Here is a 17,059-nt window from a genome sequence, read left to right as displayed (position 1 = left end):
CCAGAAAACTTACTAAGATCTATTAAGACGCTATCTCCTCTTCGTTAGTAGATATACTAGGTAGCGAGGAGGAGGGAGCGTGGCTCTCAGAATTTATTATTTCTTTGGATATAGATGCATTAACAGGAGCCCAGTAGACTATTACTAGCCGTCTACATAGATCCTTAGCTGTGTTTTGCGATTGATCAAAAAACATCATTTTCATTCCGAGACGCGTGCGTAAATCCGTTAAAATTGCATGTCCTATAGAATTATTTTTATTAAAAAAAATGCTATTCCAAATTGAAGGAACATCAAGACCAACACTTTCGTCATGCGCAGGCAAAAATGAGCGGGGAAGTATTCTTCCATTTTCTTCATTATTCGTGCTAAGACACGAAATAAAGAGACCTTCTAACATGAATTTAACGAGTTGTTTTTTTGCTTCATTACTTATTAGAACGGAGTTGCATTCTTGTTGTATAAGAACATCTATTAATTCAATTTCTTTAGTTTTAGTTTTTGATATCGCTTCTCTACCCTTCTTAAGTTCTTCCAAGGGATAGGATAGCAAAGTCATATCAAGATCTTCTATAATTTGTTCGAAGTCAATTGCAAAGGTAATTTTAGAAAAGCCTCCTGTCTCATTCTTTTCAAAATTTATCATTTGGTATTTTTCAGGAAGAGCGAAAAAGGAAGCAGGAACTTCTCTAACTGCATTTTGAAGAAAATCAGGATGTTTAGAAATGGTATCCTGCGTACTTTCCGGAGGAAGGGATTTAAGATAAATAAAGCGTTCCAAAGGTTTAGGCTCCTTGCCTTCAAAAATTTTATGCAGGATATAGCGAAGAGCTAGAGCAAGTAAAACAATAGGAACGAGTAAGAAGGAGAAAATTTTTAAAACCTTTATTACGGTAGAAACATGGACTTCTTCATTGAAAGCAAGACCCATACCGCTTGACGTCATTGAAATCACTCGTATACGTTTTCCTCCGAAGCAAAAATAAGAATCTAGTTTTTGCATAAGATAGAGGAGTGGCTTTTTTTGTAATTCTAAAGAAAAGGTATAATATTTCACATGGATCCTAATTTAGGGGAAAACATTTTATAGAATTACTTATTTTTTTGCAAAATGTATTTTATAATCATCGGGATTCTTTCTAAATCAAGAAGGCTTTATACTAAGTCTCTAAATTTTAAAGATCCTTTTCTCTATATAGAAAAAGGAAAGCTGTCAAAGAGCTGTTTTTACAGGGAATTAACTTACGCCCTCTAATGCTATTTTTATTTATTGATAGTTAGCGGAGATGGTTCAGCCGTTAAGCTGTATTAGGAATCTCTGTACATCCTAGGTATTGAGATTTCCGAAAATTATGGTTAAGAAGAAGAGTTAACGGTGGAAAATTATCTGAGTAGGTTTCAGGAGGAGTTTCTATTTGTAAAGGGCCTAAGAATCGATAGGAATCTTCTAGGGCCCAGATTTTTCTATAGAGCTTAAATTTACGAAACGCATTACTTCCTATGTCGATAAGGTGTTTTTTAATTTTTGGTCGTAGAGCTCCATTTTCTTGACGTTGTACTGTAAACATTTGTACTATAGGAATTGCTCTTAATTTCCACTTCGCGAAAGGACATGTTAAGGATTCTATAGTAGAAAGATACCCATTACATCGGTTGCGAATTAGAATTCCAGCACCGTATCCTAAAGTATAACCATAGTCATTATCGAATTTTGTTGGTAAGCCTGATCGCCCTTCATATCCTAAAAAATGGGAGATTGCATTGAAAGGAACCTTAGGGAAGTATTGCCTAAGGTGGTTTTTTACTAAATGAATTATTAGTTTATCGACGCTAATTTTAGAAACATAGACATTACCGTGAGCATCGCGGTCATTAAGGAGTTGTTGGATAATAGGATTAGGGAAGCTGTTTAATAGACGTTGAGATTCTGGAGATAGATGGGCAATTTTATCTTGATATTGTGATAGGTGTTCTATCTCTTTAACTAGGTTTGCAATTTCTGGAATGAACTCAATAATACCTTCAGGAATTAGAACAACGCCATAATATTTTTCCATAGCGGCTCTGTCAGCAATTATAGAGCAGATTTTATGTATTATAGTTCGTAGTGGTAAATTTTTTTCAGCAAATTCTTCGCCAATAAGAGCAATATTGGGATGAGTTTGAAGAGCACATTCCAATGCAATGTGGGATGCAGAGCGTCCCATAAGCTTAATGAAGTGGTAATGAGCTTTACAAGAGAGGGCGTCTCTTGAGATATTGCTAATTATTGAAGAATAGAATTTGGTTGCAGTGTCAAACCCGAATGTAAGATCTAGATAGGTGTGTTGCAAATCGCCATCTATCGTTTTAGGGACTCCAACAATAGAAGTTTTTGGCCGTCGTTGGGCACAGTACTCTGCAAGAATTGCTGTTGCTGTATTCGAGCCATCACCACCAATAATTACAAGACCATCAAGATCAAGAGCCTCTATCGTTTGTAGAGACAGTTTTTTCCCTTCTGGGGTTACAATATTTTTTCTTCCGGTGCCTAGACAGTTAAAGCCTCCTGAATTACGAAATTTACAAAGAAATGCTTCAGTAATGGGTATGCTATTATTTTGTGTAAGGCCCTCTCCATTGTTTATAAATCCATAAAGAGAAGAATCTGGATGCAGACTTTTTAAACTGTTAAAAAGTCCTTGAATGACATTGTGTCCTCCTGGAGCAGGGCCTCCTGAGAACATAACGCCTACTTTCAGCGGGCTAGCAATTTCTAGATTTCCTAAAGTAAATTTTAAATAGGGAAGGTGGTACGTTTGTGGAAATAGGCTTTTAATTTCTGCATTAACTTGTTTAGATTGCAAAGTATCTGGAGAGGCAACTAAAGAAGGGGCCTTTTGTAATTCCCTTGGTAAAGGAGGAGAATAGGAACTAATAATAGTATCAAGGTCAACGTAGGAAGAAGACATAGGTATAAGGCTACACTTAATTTTATTTTTTGACATAATTCGAAAGCTAAAGTCAATGGGATTTTTCTTGCGTACAAGAACACGGAATCTTTGAAAAGAGCTTTTTTGTGAAATTATTCAAACTATGAATTCCTTATGAGATTCTAGTCTAGATTAGACTTTCGCTTATTGCTTTGTAGTTCGCAGAAAAAAGAGCTCAAAACAAAGGCATTTCTAAGTAGTCAACCTAGTAATTATTAAACCTTCCAAATACTAGGATAATAAACTCAATGACGAATATTTTCTATGTAAAAGACTGAGCTCTTAAATTAGCCCAAGGAGTTTCCACCAGAGACTACCGATTCCTATCCAGATAATGAGATTAGCAATACTGAGAGCAAATCCTGATCGCCACCATTCTTGGACTGTAACAAGATGTGAGCCAAAATATAGAGGTGCAGGTCCTGAGCCGTAGTGAGTTAGTCCTCCAAAGAGATTACTTGCAAAAGCCAGGGTAAGTGCTGCAAATATAGGATTCGTTCCTAACGATATAGATACCGCTAAAAATATGGGATACATAGCTCCAATATGTGCTGTATTGCTAGCGAAGAGATAGTGAGAATAGAAATAAATAAGGAAAAGAAATGGGAAGCCAACTTTCCAAGAAAGACCACTAACAAGGGCTGCTGCAGAGTCTCCAACCAGAGGGATAAATCCAAGCTGATTTAAAAAAGATGCCATCATGATAAGTGCTCCAAACCAGATAAAGGTTTCCCATGCGGTGGTATTTGCTATGACATCTTTTTGCCAATCTAAGATATTGGTAAGAATAAGTAGGGAGAGCCCTATAAGAGCTGCTGTTGTTGCCGAGATTCTCAATAAGTCTCCAAAAGTCCAGAGAACGACAAGAAGAATAAAGATCATTAATATGGTCTTCTCTTCTTTTTTTAGTGGCCCCATTTCTTTAAGTCTTAGTTTTGCTGAGCGAATAGCTTCTTCGCAGGATGTGATTTTCGGAGGATAAAACTTATAAAGTATGATTGGCATGAGGAATAAGCTAATGAGTCCTGGAATAATTGCGGCTTTTGCCCATAAAACCCAAGTTAAAGAAATTCCTACGTGGCCTGCTAGGGCAGCAACAAGTGGATTTCCTGCCATTGCAGTCAGAAACATGGCACTGGTAATTACAGAGCTTTGATAGGCCACTTTGATTAGAAAAGAGCCAATAAGGTCTTGGGTTCCCTTTTCTGCTGAGCTCCCAAAAGAGTCGGAAAGGCTTGTAACTACAGGATAGAGAATGCCTCCTGCACGTGCTGTAACACTAGGAATGGCTGGTGCCAAGAAAAAATCTGTAATTACCAGTCCATAGCTTAGTCCTAAGGGGCTTTTCCCTAAGGCACTCACAAAGAAATAAGCCACACGTTCTCCAAGCCCTGTTTTTATAATTCCTTTAGCTATAGAAAAAGAGAGAAAGACTAACCAAGCTATCGGATTATGAAAACCAGATAATCCTTGTTCTAAGGTTAAAGTTTGTGTCAGCAACAATGTTGAAATTCCAATGATAGCGATAGCTCCCATTGGGACAGGCTGGAAAATGATTCCCATAATCGTCGTTGTGAATATAGCAAAGAGTTGCCAAGCATTAGCACTTATAGATGCAGGGTGAGGAGAAAACCAAATGCCTAAAAGTACTGCTGTTAGAAATAAGAGGGATAAGAAGCGTTTTTTTTTGTTCACTTAGGACCTCGGTATGTGGTTGCTAGAAAATTTATAGAGATATTACGGTTCTATGGGGAAGTCTTCTAACCATTTTTCCATTTCTTCTAGTGTATCATTGATAAGTTCTGTGGAAGAACAAAGAGTAGTGATACAAGACTCTATGGTTTCTTCATGAATAATGTTTTCTACGTCTTCCATGCTAATGAAAGATAGATCAACAAGTCCTGCATCGAAGGCTTTGCTGATAGGGTAGAAGAGCTCACCGGGATAGAGGGTGCAAATGCCTGCAATGAGGTTATCCCAAGCAAAAGAGGGATACTTTTCTAGTCTATAGTTTAGAAGTTCTGCAAAATAACGAATAGTTTTATCTCGAGAGGTTTTTCCAGATCCTACAAGTGTCACAAGCCCTGAGATTGCTGCTGCTTTAACATAAGGGTTAATTTTTGGAGTTTCTATCAATTCTTTAATTAGTGATTCGTCATCGCAAACGCTGGCTAAGATTCTAGGAAGATCTTCAGTAAGAACATCACCTGCAATAGCGTGGGGAGTATCATCTTCAAATGCAAAGAGTTTGATTATTAGAGGTAGAGCGCGACTTTCACGAAACTGTGCTAAGAGATACATTGCATAGAGATGACCCTGGTAGCTACCGTCGTTCACAATTTCAGGAACCCGTTGTGTAGCATCCTGTAAAATATCAAGTAGGTAAGGCGTAATTTGCATTTGTTTAACAATAGCCGCTTCTATAGCTTCCCTTGGAAGTATACCTTCATCATAGGCAAGGTCTTCCAGGATATGGGAAATATCCATTAGCAATGATACTCCAGTTGCATCACTATTAATTGTCTCGTAGCATGGAGTGCTTCTTCTGTCAATGATTTACAGATCAAGGGTTTGCTAGGATGACAATGGTTTATCGAGAGCAATAAATCACTTATGGCTAAGTATTTGTAATATGTCGTTAGCTCTCTAAGCACATTTTATCTTATTTTTTTTTTTAATGATAGGATGGAAGAAGTTTTATAGGAGAGCTCCACGTCTAGCGAGAAGAAGTATACGTAATTCTGTACATACTATAAAGAACTTTAGCAATAGACAAGAGGCGTTTATCTTAGAAAAAAACACAACACTTAGTGATAGAGTACTTTGTTAATTCATAAACTCCTTGTCTAACAATATACTTGTACAAGTTTTTTCCCACGCTATCGTGGGGGGAGTAGTAGGATAAATATTATGTATTTTACCAGACATTCCCAGCTTTTCCAGTTGTTTTAAAATGCAGTAGCCGAGTTGTTCTTTTCTAGAAAAACTATTAGAAAGGAAAAAGATATGATACCAGATAGAATTAGGCATAGTCCTTTGTTCTTCGTAAAGTGTGAAGGGGGGATTAGCTGAAGGAAACCAAGTGGTTCTACCAAGGCTGGATATTTTTGAAGCTTCTTTGTCTACTCCATGAACAAAGATCTGTTCTAACATCAAACGAAGCAACTGATTTTTACCTTTTTCACTGACATATGTATTATCTTTTTCCTGCGCTTGAATAGATTTAATTAGTGCTTGTTCTTCAGCAGTTCCAAACTCTAGCAAGGGAGAATCAATACATTTAGTGGGCAGCCGAAACTCTTTTAATGAGATGTCTTTTTCTAATATATCGAGATCTACAGCAAAAGTAATTTCTGGGACTCTTGTTTCAAAAAGTTCAATTTTTATTTTTCGGTATTTTTTGGGCATGCAAAAAACAGCGGGTGCATTTATTGCTGCTTGTTTAACTGCTTCTGGGTTGGCTGCAAGGATAAACTCTTCCTCTTTAGAGATTGGTGTCGGTATAAAGAGACATTTTGTTGAAGAAAGTAGTGACGCGCGTAAGAAAAAGCGTATTGCTAAAGCAATCAAGACTATGGGTAATAGAATAAATGAGAGGATCTTTAAGATCTTGTTTATAGTAGAAACTGTAGCTTCTTTTTTTATCGCTACTTTAAAATGATCCGATGTTAAAACTATAATTTGGGTGCGTTGACCACCTAAGAAAAAATATGATTCTAATTTTTCTAGAATAGTTAGAGCCGAGCTCTTATGCATTCCTGAAGAAAAGGAGTATGTTTCCATAAATTAACATGTTTTCTAATTATATAGCAAACATTTTAAGCAATAGTATTATTATAATCAATAACTATGAAAACAGAATTTTTCTTATTAAAATATATTAAAAATCATAAATATAATTCCGAGTTTATTAAAGATTTTTTAAAATCAGACATCATTCAATGGATACTTGTTTGTTTCGATGGATGATGTTTTTAAATCTTTTAGTCGGGGAAAAGAAGTTGCTTCACATAAAACTTTTTCTTATGAATCCTTATCTTTCCTCATAGGAGAGATTAAAAATATCAATAGCAATCCTTTTTTATAAGGGGGACTTATTTTTAGAATCATTTACTTTGATACAGCTTCTAGTTCATATGTGTTTGAAGATTGAATTTCTTTAGAAATCAAAGAAAATGAGGGAATAGCATCAAGAAGCTCTTGTGTAATGATATGTTGAGGAGTAGAAAAAATTTTTTCTCTGGATCCATATTCGACAAGATTTCCTTGGTCCATAACAGCAATAGTATCAGCAATATAGTAGGCTGCCGACATGTCATGGGTAATGAAGAGTAGGGTATTTCGATACTCTTTTTTTATTGTTTGGAAAAGATCTAGGATTAGGGATTGGTTAAGAGTATCTAGTGAAGATAGGGGTTCATCACAAATCAGAAGCTCGGGTTTAGATACAAGAGCTTTTGCAATGACTACTCGTTGTTTTTGCCCTCCACTCAGCTTATAGGGCTTAAGATTGAGAATAGACTTGGGAAGGTTCACAAGATCTAGAACATTATAAATTTCTTTTTCTTGTTCAGTTTTAGAATAATTGCCAATGATATTTAGAGGTTCCGCAATAATCGTTTTAATAGACATACAGGGATTTAAACTACAGTCAATATCTTGCCAGATCACTTGCAGTTTACGTGCTCTAGGAAGATTGGTATCAATATTGAAAGTTATTGTGCCTGTATTTCGTTTTAGGAGGTTCAAAACAGTCAAAGCTAAGGAAGATTTTCCAGAGCCGCTAGGTCCTACAATAGTTAAACAGCTCCCTTTCATTAGTTGAAGGTTAATCTGATTTAGTATTTTCTTACCTCGAATAGTTACAGACAGGTCTTCTATACTAAGTAAAGTAGTCATAAATCACCTTTAAAAGTCACTAAAGGCTGGAATTTATTTTTCAGAATAGGAGAACTACTTTCTTTAACAGGGATTTTAGTAACAGCATTAAGAAGTTGTAGAGTATAGGGGTCTTTAGGATTCGAGAAGATTTTTTCTACCGGTCCCGTTTCTATAAGTTTACCGTTTTTAATAATGCAAACATCATCACAGAGCTCTTTGACGAGGGAGAGATTATGAGTTACAAGGAGAATCGTAGACTTGCGTTGTTTTTGAATATTATGCAGGATTCTCAAGACTTGAGCTTGCGACATAGAATCTAGAGCTGTTGTAGGTTCATCAGCAAGAATAAGCTTTGGATTACTTGCAAGGGCTATGGCTATAACAACACGTTGGCGCATACCACCGCTGAGTTCAAAAGGGTATTGTGAAAAGCTGTGGAGAGGATTAGGGATTCTTACATCAGTTAAAAGTTTCATAGCTTTTTGATAAGCTTCGTTTTTATTTATCTTATGATGTTGTCTTAGGGTTTCGATAATCTGCGTTCCTATACGCATTGAGGGGGTCAGAGATCCCATAGCATTTTGTAATATGGTAGCAATCTTCTTTCCACGGATTTTATAAAGTTCCTTAGGAGAGAGTCGATTAATATCTATGTCTTCAAATGAGATGCTACCACTTTTAACAAAGCAGTTCTCTGGCAGGAAACCTAGGATAGCTTTGGTAATTGTAGTTTTCCCCGATCCACTTTCTCCAACTAAAGCAAGATTGCGATGTTCTCTAAGTTTTAAGGATAAATTTTCGACAAGCGTCTTGGCAGGATTCTTAGAATCTATTGTCAAATTTTTAATATTTAGTAGTAGACTATCCATAAGATCCCTCTTCAAGACATAGAGCTTTAGCACCTTCTCCAATCAGATTAAAACTTATAGATAGGGTGATCATAATTAGAGATGGAAAGAAAAAGAGCCAGGGGTAGTAATCTATAGCATTGATTCCCTCTTTAACTAAAGTCCCAAGACTTGCTTGAGGAGGTTGTATCCCCAAGCCAAGAAAACTAATGAAGGCTTCAGTATAAATGGCTCCAGGAATAGTAAATATTAGTGTGGATATGATCGGAGCTAAAGTATTAGGCAAAAGATGCTTCTTTAAAATATGGAATGTAGAGGCATTCATAGCTTTTGCAGATAGGACAAAAGGCTTATTTTTTAAAAGTAGAAATTGGCCATAAATAATTCGGGATATAGGAATCCATCCTGTAATCGTCATGGCAAGAATTAGAGGAAGAAGTCCATGATGGAAAATTACTAGAAGAAGAATAACAATAGGAATTCTGGGTAGAGAAAAAAGAATCTCTGTTGTTCGCATCATTAAGAAATTTATTTTTTTCCCTCCAGATACAGCAATTGTAGCCCACAAAAGTCCCATAAAAAGATCAATCAGGGTAGCAATCATTGCGACGAGCAAGGAGAGTTGTAAGCCTTTTAGAGTCCGGGCAAGCATGCATCTTCCTAGAGAGTCTGTCCCGAAAGGGAAAGATAGGGAAGGAGAAAGAAGGATATTTTTTAAAGATGTTTGTTCATAGTCTTGATAGAAGAATGGTAAAATTATACACCCAGAAATTAGGATGCTCAAAATAGTTAGACCTAAAATAAGCATTTTATTTTGGATTATAGATTTCCAAACACTAGGTGATCTAAGTGAAGATACGTTTTTCATAAAATTACGATTCTTCTATTTGGATTGCTTTGATCGTCTTATTTTTTTCCTTCCTATAGGCATAACGAATCTCAGGATCTATAAAAGCTTGAAGCAAATCAGAAAGTAAGGAAGAAAGCATAAACAGAGTCCCATAAAATACTGAAAGGCCAAGCGCTACCGGGTAATCTCGTTGTTTAATACTAGAGATAAACCATTTTCCCAACCCAGGAATACAGAAGATATTTTCGATAGCAAAAGTTCCTGTAATGATTGTAGTAATTAAGAATGCAGAATAGGAAATTGTTGGGAAGATTGCATAAGGTAAAATATGTTTTAGAATAACTTTAAGTGGGGATAATCCTTTTGCGTAGGCAAGTAGAACATAGTCTTTCTTTAAGGCTGATGCGACTGAGGAATATGTCAGCTGTATAATGAATGCCATAGGAGTTACAGCAAGTGCCAAAGTAGGGAGTATTGTATGACTGAAATTTCCCCAACAAGCAATAGGAAGAAGAGGAATTTTGACAGCAAAGAGGTATTGTAGAAGTGTAGCGAATATAAATGCTGGAATCGAGATTTGTATTATAGAGGCTCCTAAAATATAGCGTCTTGGCTTCTTTTTTTTTAATGCAGCAACAGTGCCAAGAACAATTCCTCCTCCTATTGAGATTAGAAGGCTTTGTAGTCCTAGGATTGCAGATATAGGGAATCCCGTAGCGATAATACTAACAACCTTACGGTCTTTATAAACTAGCGAGTTCCCGAAGTCTAGCTTTGCTAATGAATAGAGATACTGTATGTATTGTTTATAGAGGGGTTTATCTAAACCATAGCGAGCTTTTAAAGTTTGTAAGACCTCTTCTGATAGAACATTACAGCCTTCATCATTGAAAGGATCTCCAGGAATAGTTTTCATAACCAAGAATGTAAGTGTTAGAACAATCCATAAGGAAAGCAGATTAAAAAGAAGTCGGTTTTTTATGTATGAAAACACGAGAGAAAACCCCATTAAGCATTTCCACTGAAAAGTAATTGTCAGTGACAAAAGATTTAGGTGATTATACTTTGATTTTTAGTCATTTTCAATATAAAAAATATGTTGAAATTAACGACTTTTACTTCTTATTTGTTTAGAATAATGAGTTCTTTAATTAGAGATGATTTCGTTTTTTGAGCGACCTTCAATTTAAAGTAAAAAATTTATAAATTTTTATCTCATAAAATTAATTTACCACTTCTACATTTTTAAGATCCATATGACCTAAAAGAGAACCAAATGTATTTTGAATTTTGGGGTTTATCGCATAAACGTATTTACTATGATATAGAGGAATAATAGGGGTTTCTTCTTCTATCATGGTTTCCGCACTTTTTAAGTAATCTTTACTTTTTAAGTGGTCTTGATAAGTAACAGCATAATTTAGGTTAGCTAGAGTCTGTTCATAATCATGGTTTTTCCATTTTGTAAGATCTCTAGGATTGCCTAGAATTCGCAAAAAAGACATAGGACTTAAATATTCTGCTATCCATCCTGCAGAAGCCATAAAGAAGTCTCCTTGGCGCCGTTTTTTTAAAAAGCAGTGATATTCTATTCCTTGGATTTTAATTTTCAGTCCTAGGACTTCTTTAAGCTGCCTTTGAATTTCTTGAATTGCGATACAGAAGTTAAATGATTCTATAGGATAAAGAATGTTTAATTGAGAAAGTTCTTCATCAGAGATTGTTTGTTTTGCTTCTTTAAAATAGGCTCGAGCTTTGTTATGACGTTCCTCCATTGAAATATTTTCTTGAATATTAAGTTGTGAAAGGTTTGGAGGAACTAGAGTAAAGGCGGCTTCGCATGGACTTACTAGTCTTAAAATGGCTGTTCTATCAATAGCATAGGCAATAGCTTTACGCAGTGCTTTATTTTGTGTTGGGGGTTTTTCTAAGTTATAAATAAGAAGAGTTGTGCTTGATACAGGATAAAAATGAACCTTTTCTTTAGGAAGAGCTTGTTGAACTTCATTTGAGATAGCAGAGCTCCATGGCGAACCAATCCAATCTATAGATTTATTTTTAAATAGTTTAATTGCAGTGGAAGGATCAGGTATGATTTTTAGAGTTATAGAATCCAAGTGGACTGATTGGTGATCATAATAAAGGGGATTTTTTTCTAAACTTAAGTAGTTTTGGTGTTCATATTTTTTTAAGATAAAGGGACCATTTGAAATATATTTGTCTCTGTATTTTGTGATATTGTAGTCTCTAAGAGACTTATGTACAGGAGAAAATGCTGGATGAGCAAGGAGTTCTAGAAAGTGTGGACAGGGATGTTCGAGTAAGATCTCTAGGGTAAGATCATCTCGTGCATGTATACCTAAAGCCTCCATAGTTCGTTCCCCGCTAACAATCGCTGAAGAATTCTTAATTACACTAAGTAGTATAGGTCTTGAACATGAAAATTCTTTGAACTGCATTTGTCTCCAAGACTCTTGAAAGTCATAAGCAGTAAGAGGGGTTCCGTCGCTCCATAAAGAGGGCCTTAGTTTGAAAGTATAGACTGTATTATCTTCAGACAGAGTATAACTTTCTGCAAGAGCAAGCTCGACCCCTTTATGTGTTATTCTTGTTAATCCCTCATATAGAGCTTTTGCTAGGGAAGCATCCCTGCTCAAATAGGTATTGCGAGGATCTAGAGTCGCAGGATCATGGCTCATTGCAATGATTAGAGTGTTCTTCGTAAGGTCATTACCTTGTCTTGAGCAACTTAACAGAGAGAGGAGTAACCAAGGAATAGCAATAAGACTTTTTAAGATGTATTTAAGTCTATATATCTTCATGTGAGTTTCTCAATTTAAGGCTTAATCTAAGTTTATAGGGATTGAAATTAGTGAAGAACTTGAAATTATAATTCTTAGTTTGCAATATTCACTAAACAAGGAATAGGTCTCTTTTGTTTTTCTAGATAAAAATACCACATGGGTATTTCTCTTGGGATATTTCTTCTTTGTTTTGCTCCATATATGAATTAAAATAGAAGCAATTTCTGATCAAAGCGTTCTTATAGAGAGACTTAGTATACCCGCAAAGAAACCCTTCTTCAACAAAAAAATATTGGTTAATGATCCTATTCTCTCGGTGTTAAGGGAGATAGGTGTATTTGAGATCCACAGCTCCAGATGCATTATAAATTAATCCCTCTATAGAACATTGGGTCAGGTAGTCATAGCTCATATAGTAGAGAGGAATAATTTCAAAATTATGTAAGAGTTTGTGTTCTTCAGGCATTAAGTTAGCTCCAGGATAATAGGCTACACCTGTTTGCGTTGCTATAACATAATCTTGAACTTTTCGTTTGTTAACAAAAAGATGGTATTCCAGACCTTCTAATATTAAATCTATGCCGGCAGCTTTCCATTGTTCTTTCAGAATTTCTGCAATTCGTTGGCATCTGAAAATATCTGAAGGATACGTCAACACTAGTTTTTCTGGAGGTGTTAATGGCTTTTCTTTGTTATACTGATTGGGTTGTGGCATTCCTCGAGAAAGTGTTTCTGCAGGTTCTTGGCTCCCTTGAAGAGCTTCTTGAATTAAAGAACGTTTATCAATAGAAGTTGCCAATCGATGTCTGTTTTGAAGATTCTTTAGATGTGGGGATTTCGTGTTTAGGGTGAGCCAGAAAGCTCCTTCTACAGGATAGCTATGATAATAATATTGAGTTTGTCGATGAAGCTCCCATGGAATACCTTGATGCCAAGGTTGTCCTACCCAATCAATTTTTCCTCTATTTAGAAGATGAATTGCTGTATAGATATCAGGAATAATTAATAGTGTGATCGAATTTATTGAGACGTAATGATAATCATAATAGTTAGGATTTTTCTTTAAAAAAAGGCTATTGCCTGGTGAGTATTCTATAAGAGTATAAGGGCCACTGAAGATTTTGGAGTTGCGGGGTTTAAAAATAGCAAAAGCAGGAAAGGTAAGAAGCTTTGGAAAATCTGCGTTTGGTGATTCTAAAACAATATTGATTGCATTTACAGAAGGGGTATAAAAGTGGAGACCTTCAAAAACTTTTGTATGAGGAGAGTGCTCTTGGGAATACTCCCAAGCATTCCGAATATCTTCAGAAGTAATGGGTGTTCCATCACTCCATAAGGCGCTGTCTTTAATATAGAATGTATAAGACGAAAAATCTTCGGTAACTGTATATCGACTAGCAATTGCAAGCTCTAAACCATTAGAGCCGGTAGGAGTTTCTCTAGTTAGACCATCAAAAAGCAATTTTGCAATTGATAGATCCATTGATCGTTTTGCTTGTTCAGGAGAGAAAGCTATAGGATCATCGTGAATTGCAATAGTTAAAGATTGTTTGTGTTTTGCAGAGTAGGGAAGGCATCCAGTAAGACTAGTGATCAATAAAAATAATGAAACCCATCGTAAAAACATTTTCACAAAAATAATTAAGTTATAACAAAGCTCAATACTTTCTCTAAAAAACGAAAATCAGATGTCCTTCGATTCAAGAGACTAGGATTTTTAAAGTTTTGAATATTTTTATTCAAAGCAATTCGAATATTAGAATGACATAATGGTATAAATAAGGGCAAAGTTTGATCTTTATTTCTCTGTTTTAAGAGCGCTATTTGACCAATCCTTCAGAATACATCACGCATTATGTCACGCATTATGTTTTGATCTGCCATCAGATGGGCTTTTATTCGATCAAAAGGATAGCGCACTTTTTTCATATTTATGACTAAAGTTCCTTTAGAAGATGGAGATTCGGAGCATTTTGAAGGAAACCAAGAAAGTATAACTTTAGAAGATAAAGTTAGGGAATCAAGGGTGTCATAATGACACCCACTTAATATAAGATTCAGTTCTTGATCAATCTAAGGAAAAGTTAGTTTTCTTTAGCATAACGGAAATCTACCACTCCTGTTGGCGAGACTCCTAGATTAGAAAGTTTTTTATTCATAGCGAATTGAAAAGCATCATGATAAATAGGTTCAATAATATGAGATGTTTCTAAATAAAACGAGGCTTGGGATACCAAGTTGGAACGCTTATTGGGATCTTTTTCTTGCTCTATGTTTTGGAGAAGCTCAAGGAAGCCTTTATGGTTAGTTGCGTAGGGAGGCACTCCTGATGGATAAGCAAAAATTGTAAGAAATGCCATAGGATCAGAGAAATCTGCAAACCATCCCCCTGTGGCTAAAGAAAAGTTTCCTGAGGACAAGTCTGATTGAAGCAGAGCAAATTCTTTGCCTATAATGGGAATAGTAAATCCTAGACTTTCTTTCCACTGTTCTCGGATAAGTTGGACTAAGAGGGAACTTGTAGGTGAAGATACCGGGAAAATAAGATTTAGATGTTCTAAGTCTTTAGCAGTGATATGGAGTTCTTCAAGAGCCTCTGTAAAAAGTTTTCTAGCATAAACTTTGCGGTAGGATATTTCTTGTTCCTGTTGTTCAGGATAACTATGAATATTTGTGGGCAAAAGATGATTGGCAGTCTTTACACGACCTAAAAATATAGTAGAAACAAGCGACTCTTTGTCTAATGCATATGCTAATGCCTCCCTAAGTTTCATATTATTGAGAGGGAACTTATGGATATTGAAAGTAAGCCATGAAGTTCCAGCAACATCAAAAGAGTGCAGATGTCCCCTAGACTCTAAACTAGATAGAGTTTCTTGGGGAATTCGCTCTCCCCAAGGAGGTCCTTGCCAGTTAAGTTTGCCTTGGTTAAATAATTTTGCCGCTGTATTTGCATCAGGGATGAAGTGGATAGTAATTGTTTGGGTTTCAACTTGCTTTTGATTATAGTAATAAGGATTTTTTGAGAGTTTTATCCACTGTTTTTGTTTGATTTTTTTTGGATAGAAAGCACCGCTTGTTATAGGCAAACTTTCTTTCAAAGGAAGGGTTCTTTGAGATTTATGAACAGGAAAAAAGACAGGAAGAGCTAGAAGTTTTAAGAAATGTGAGGTTGGAGATTCTAAGGTAACAATAAGCGTAGATTCATTTGGGGCACTCACTCCAAAGTGATCTATAGAGAGTTCTTTCTCTTGAATTTTTCTTACATTTTTAATCGGATTAAAAGCAAAAGCATAGATTCCGGAGACCTCTTGATTAGCCATCTGTTTCCAAGAAGCTAAAAAGTCTTCAGCTGTGATAGGATCGCCGTTGCTCCAAAAAGCTTGTTTCAATTTAAAAGTATAGGTTAGACCGTCTTCAGAGACAGAGTAGTTTGCTGCAAGAGCAGGCTCTATAATCCCTGAAGTAGTATTTTCTTCTACTAACCCCTCATAGATATGCTTAACAAGACTGATTTCTGAAAGTAGTCGTACTTGTCTTGGATCTAGAGAACGAGGCTCATCTCGTATATTAATAGCGAGTTCACCTTTTGGCATATAAAGACGATTGTACTTTTTACAACTTTGGAGTCCTAGAGAGAAAACACAAACGAGGGCGAGACAGATTCCCACTGATATCTTGCGCATAAATGAATGTCCGAAATACTCGAGTTTTTTTTAAAAGATTCTATTCCTAGACCTGCAATCATAGCCGCATTATCAGAGCATAGCTTGGCAGGAGGGAAGTATAGGGGTAAATTACACGTAGCTTTTATTGCTGATCGAAAGTAATTATTAATGGCTACGCCACCTCCAACAAGTACAGACTGACACGAAAATTCTTTTATAATAGTAGGAAGTTTTTGTGCAATAGTAGTGCACGCAGCTTTCTGAAATGAAGCTGCGATGTCTTTTTGCTTTTCTTGAGATATCTCTGGAACAGGAGAGCGTGGGTTCGTGTTATTTCCTTTAATTGCGTATAGGACTGCAGTTTTAAGACCACTGAAAGAGAAATCATAATTAGGAACTTTAGCAGGACTAAAGGAATAAGCATTCTCAGAACCTTCTAGGGCAAGTTTTTCAACTAACGGTCCTGCAGGATAGGGCAACCCTAAAAAGCGCCCCACTTTATCAAAAGTTTCTCCCATAGCATCATCTCGACTTTTCCCTATGAGCTTGTATGATGTAGGGTTTTCAACAAGAAATGCTGCAGTATGAGCTCCAGAAGCCACAAGACCAAGGGCAGGGAACAAGACGTCTTGCGCTGCCATATAAGCAGCATATAAGTGAGCTTCGACATGATTAACTCCAATCAGAGGTTTCCTTGTGCTTATAGCAAGCCCTTTAGCAAAATGTACTCCTATTGATAGAGAGCCTATCAATCCTGGGGTTTGTGTTACTGCGATCAGATCTACATCCTTAATCGAAAGATTTGCTTGTTCTAGAGCTTTATTTATGACTTTTGGGAAAGTATCCAGATGCGCTCTTGAGGCAAGTTCGGGGACGACGCCACCATACGATGTATGGATATCTTGAGATGCAATAATATTTGCTAATATCTGCTTATCATCATTAACTATAGCACAAGCAGTCTCATCACAAGAGCTTTCTAAGCCTAGGGTGAGCATAATAAACCAAACAAAGAAAAAGTTACCTTCCATAGTAT

Annotated in this window: 13 protein-coding genes; all 13 read right to left on the bottom strand. The window is 36.2% G+C overall.

All coding sequences use genetic code 11. The annotated features are described in order from the left end of the window. Window positions 1-22 precede the first annotated feature (22 nt). The 13 genes from C834KP_RS00900 to tsaD all read right to left on the bottom strand — a co-directional run bounded on the left by C834KP_RS00900 (window position 23) and on the right by tsaD (window position 17,021). Window positions 23-1,057: a DUF648 domain-containing protein gene (locus C834KP_RS00900; RefSeq protein ID WP_108896339.1), complete on the bottom strand. Its 1,035-nt coding sequence runs from the start codon at window positions 1,055-1,057 to the stop codon at window positions 23-25. A 241-nt stretch (window positions 1,058-1,298) separates the two neighbouring features. Then, a complete protein-coding gene (locus C834KP_RS00895) occupies window positions 1,299-2,951 on the bottom strand; it encodes a diphosphate--fructose-6-phosphate 1-phosphotransferase (protein ID WP_108897116.1) in 1,653 nt (550 codons plus the stop codon). 303 nt (window positions 2,952-3,254) lie between these two features. Next, window positions 3,255-4,667, bottom strand: coding sequence for an anion permease (locus tag C834KP_RS00890; RefSeq protein ID WP_108896338.1), 1,413 nt, complete (start codon window positions 4,665-4,667; stop codon window positions 3,255-3,257). A gap of 42 nt (window positions 4,668-4,709) precedes the next feature. After that, window positions 4,710-5,465 (bottom strand): DUF1186 domain-containing protein, encoded by a 756-nt coding sequence (locus C834KP_RS00885; protein ID WP_108896337.1) that lies wholly within the window; start codon window positions 5,463-5,465, stop codon window positions 4,710-4,712. A gap of 333 nt (window positions 5,466-5,798) precedes the next feature. Continuing rightward, a complete protein-coding gene (locus tag C834KP_RS00880) occupies window positions 5,799-6,755 on the bottom strand; it encodes a DUF648 domain-containing protein (RefSeq protein WP_108896336.1) in 957 nt (318 codons plus the stop codon). Between the two features lie 327 nt (window positions 6,756-7,082). After that, window positions 7,083-7,871 (bottom strand): ABC transporter ATP-binding protein, encoded by a 789-nt coding sequence (locus C834KP_RS00875; RefSeq protein WP_108896335.1) that lies wholly within the window; start codon window positions 7,869-7,871, stop codon window positions 7,083-7,085. Beyond that, window positions 7,868-8,722 carry an ABC transporter ATP-binding protein gene (locus tag C834KP_RS00870; protein WP_108896334.1) on the bottom strand — a complete coding sequence of 285 codons (855 nt, stop codon included), beginning with the start codon at window positions 8,720-8,722 and terminating at the stop codon, window positions 7,868-7,870. Before C834KP_RS00870 ends, C834KP_RS00875 begins: the two co-directional genes overlap by 4 nt. Then, window positions 8,715-9,569 (bottom strand): ABC transporter permease, encoded by an 855-nt coding sequence (locus tag C834KP_RS00865; protein WP_108896333.1) that lies wholly within the window; start codon window positions 9,567-9,569, stop codon window positions 8,715-8,717. The genes C834KP_RS00870 and C834KP_RS00865 overlap by 8 nt, the downstream gene beginning before the upstream one ends. Window positions 9,570-9,573: 4 nt before the next feature. After that, a complete protein-coding gene (locus tag C834KP_RS00860; RefSeq protein WP_108897115.1) occupies window positions 9,574-10,545 on the bottom strand; it encodes an ABC transporter permease in 972 nt (323 codons plus the stop codon). 229 nt (window positions 10,546-10,774) lie between these two features. Further along, entirely contained in the window at window positions 10,775-12,373 is a 1,599-nt protein-coding gene (locus tag C834KP_RS00855; protein WP_108896332.1) for a peptide ABC transporter substrate-binding protein, read from the bottom strand. Window positions 12,374-12,674: 301 nt separating this feature from the next. Next, window positions 12,675-13,982 carry an ABC transporter substrate-binding protein gene (locus tag C834KP_RS00850; RefSeq protein ID WP_108897114.1) on the bottom strand — a complete coding sequence of 436 codons (1,308 nt, stop codon included), beginning with the start codon at window positions 13,980-13,982 and terminating at the stop codon, window positions 12,675-12,677. A 457-nt stretch (window positions 13,983-14,439) separates the two neighbouring features. Beyond that, window positions 14,440-16,041: a peptide ABC transporter substrate-binding protein gene (locus C834KP_RS00845; RefSeq protein ID WP_108896331.1), complete on the bottom strand. Its 1,602-nt coding sequence runs from the start codon at window positions 16,039-16,041 to the stop codon at window positions 14,440-14,442. Further along, the gene (gene tsaD / locus C834KP_RS00840) at window positions 15,987-17,021 is read right to left on the bottom strand and encodes a tRNA (adenosine(37)-N6)-threonylcarbamoyltransferase complex transferase subunit TsaD (protein ID WP_108897113.1); all 1,035 of its coding nucleotides are present in this window, start codon (window positions 17,019-17,021) and stop codon (window positions 15,987-15,989) included. The genes C834KP_RS00845 and tsaD overlap by 55 nt, the downstream gene beginning before the upstream one ends. Window positions 17,022-17,059: the final 38 nt, after the last annotated feature.

The sequence above is a fragment of the Chlamydia serpentis genome (genome assembly GCF_900239945.1).
In the GTDB taxonomy this organism is placed as follows: Bacteria; Chlamydiota; Chlamydiia; order Chlamydiales; family Chlamydiaceae; genus Chlamydia; species Chlamydia serpentis.
This window is presented reverse-complemented; position numbering and strand designations above follow the sequence as displayed.